This is a genomic window from Bradyrhizobium sp., from assembly GCF_036009065.1.
Taxonomy (GTDB): Bacteria; Pseudomonadota; Alphaproteobacteria; order Rhizobiales; family Xanthobacteraceae; genus Bradyrhizobium.
Genome location: NZ_DASYMN010000001.1, coordinates 1 through 2,492, shown reverse-complemented (window position 1 = coordinate 2,492; position 2,492 = coordinate 1). Strand labels below are relative to the sequence as shown.

The window sequence follows — 2,492 nt, the reverse complement described above, 5'->3', positions numbered from 1 at the left end:
TGTTCATGCCAGAGCACCCGCTCCACGGCAGCACGTTCGGCGGTGATGGTTACCGGACCATGCCGCGTGGAGTTAGAAGCTGTACGCGAAATAACCGGGCCTTTTTGTGTTGACCTCGATACGGAAGGCGGCGTCGCCCAGTCCTCCCATGTCGGGCCTATGTCTTGCGCCAGCATTTCCAGCGTCGCTGACCTGCCGCACATATTTTGGAACGCAATGATCGAGCGGCGACCGATCGCTAAACCCCTGACGCACAAAGAGGTTTATTTGCGTACAGCCTCTTAGGGTCACAGAGACCTAGTATTTAATCAAACCAGTGTTCGAGATCGTAGAAGTCAAACGGATCGCAGTCGTTCACACCCCCCCTCCGATCTCGTGGCGTCTGACTGGGCTGGCTTCCCTCGCTGGGGCGGCGAACTGAGGGCTTGCCTGACCGAGCGAACGGGATTCTACGATCCCTATGCCGCGTTTGCGTATCCCGGAGTTGACCGAGTTCGAACGAGCAGACCTTTCGGGTTTGCCGCGGCAGGAGCTTGAAGATCTGGCGTGGCGGTTCCGCGAACTGGCGCGGACGCTGGCCAATCGGTTGAGCGAGGACTCGACGACCAGTTCGCGACCGCCTTCGAGCGACGATCCCTACCGGCGCGATCAGAGAGGCGGCCTGGGTCCGGTGGGCGAGGGGCGTGACGGTGGCGCCGGCCAGGACGCCGCCATGCCGGGCCGCGCGGCCCAAGACAAGACCGACAAGGACAAGGCGCCGGCGAAGCCGCCAGGCAAGCGGCTGGGCATGCCGGGGCACTGGCGGCGCGAGCCGATCGTGGTGAGCCGGGAAATCGAGCACGTGCCGGTGGTGTGCGAAGCCTGCCAGGCGGCGCTCGGCGCTGAACGGCGAAGCCGGCAGGTCAGCGCGCACCACGTCTTCGACCTCGAGCGAGGCGCGATGGGCCTCCAGGTCATTGCCACCAGGCACCGCTACTTCGCCGCCAGCTGCGTCTGCGGTCATGCGACGGTGGCCAGCCCTGGCGTGGGGCTGCACTCGCGGATCGAGGGGCGCAAGCGCGACCTGCAACTGAGCGAGCGCTGCCTGGTCGGCCCGACGCTGGCGATCTTCATTGCCGCGCTGGCGCTGCGCTTCCGCCTCTCGCGGCTGAAGGTGCAGGAATTCCTGCTGGGCTGGCTGGGGCTGGAACTGGGGGTGGCGACCATCAACCGCTGCATCCACGAGTTCGGCCGCGCCAGCGAGCCGGTGGCCGAGGACCTGATCGCGGAGGTGCGGGCTGCCGAGGTCGTGCATCTCGACGAAACCCCTTGGTACCAGAGCGGCGTCATGGTGTGGCTGTGGGTGGCGGTGACCGTGAACACGGTCGTCTATCGCATCGGCAGCCGCCGCAAGGAGGACCTGGTCGCGCTGGTCGGCCACGCCTTCCTCGGCTGGTGGGTGACCGACGGCTACATGGCCTACCGCGACCATCCCCGCCGCCAGCGCTGCCTGGCGCACCTGATCCGCAAGGCGATGGCGCTGGCCGAAGGCTACTATGGACCCGGTTCCGCCTTCGGCCGGGACCTGGTTCGCGACCTCCGCCGCCTGATCGAGCGGGTCAGGGACGGCGACAACGACGCCGCTGTCAAGCGCCTGCTGGCCCGCATCAAGTGGAACTGCCAATGCAACGAGCACGCGATCGAGCAGAAGGTGCGTGCTCTTGCGCGCGAAATCCTCAACGATTGGGAGGCGGTGATCGCCTTCGTCGCCGAGCCGCTGCTGTCGCCCACGAACAACGACGCCGAACGGGCGTTGCGGCATGCCGTCATCGCGCGCCGCATCAGCTTCGGCACCAGGACCGATGAAGGCAGCCGCTTCTACGCCGCCAGCCTCAGCGTCATCGACACCTGCCGCAAGCGCGGCGTCGATCCCTGGATCTATGGCCACGACCTCATCGCCGCCGCTCGGAAAGGGTCATCCCTGCCCAGCATCCCCGCCAAGGCCGCCACCTGAAGACAGGGGATGTGAACGGTTGCGCGCATCGCGCTGCGCGACAGTACCGACGGCGTCGCGCAGCATCTGCTGCAGGGCTGTGTTGTCTTCAGGGAGAGCATCGAGATCGATCGACACATTGGCATCATGGCCGACCGTGACGCGTCGTCGGCATCACATTCCTCGGCGGCATCGCCGTTTCTCAGCCTGCCAGCTCAGGCCTGCGGCTCTGTACCGGCGCGCGCCACTCGCAGCCTTCCACCAGCGTGGCCAGCTGCGCCACCGTCAGCGAAACCGCGCCGCTGCCCGTCATCGGCCAGACGAAGTAGCCGCGTTCCAACTTCTTGCTCAGCACGCACAATCCAATCCCATCATGCCAGAGCAGCTTGACCAGGTTGCCGCGGCGTCCGCGAAACGCATACAGCGAGCCGTCGTAAGGGTTCTGTGCCAGCCCTTCCTGCACGAGCATGGCAAGACCTGTCATCCCCTTGCGCATGTCAGTCGCACCACAGGCCAGGTA

Annotated in this window: 2 protein-coding genes; one reads left to right on the top strand and one right to left on the bottom strand. The window is 65.9% G+C overall.

Going from position 1 to position 2,492, the window contains the following annotated elements; genetic code table 11:
- Positions 1–460: 460 nt before the first annotated feature.
- The gene (gene tnpC, locus VGP39_RS00010; protein ID WP_327566062.1) at positions 461–1,993 is read left to right on the top strand and encodes an IS66 family transposase; all 1,533 of its coding nucleotides are present in this window, start codon (positions 461–463) and stop codon (positions 1,991–1,993) included.
- A gap of 181 nt (positions 1,994–2,174) precedes the next feature.
- On the opposite strand, the gene tnpB is transcribed toward tnpC, so the two are convergent.
- A partial coding sequence (gene tnpB, locus VGP39_RS00005) for an IS66 family insertion sequence element accessory protein TnpB (RefSeq protein WP_327566061.1) occupies positions 2,175–2,492 on the bottom strand: 318 nt, incomplete at its 5' end.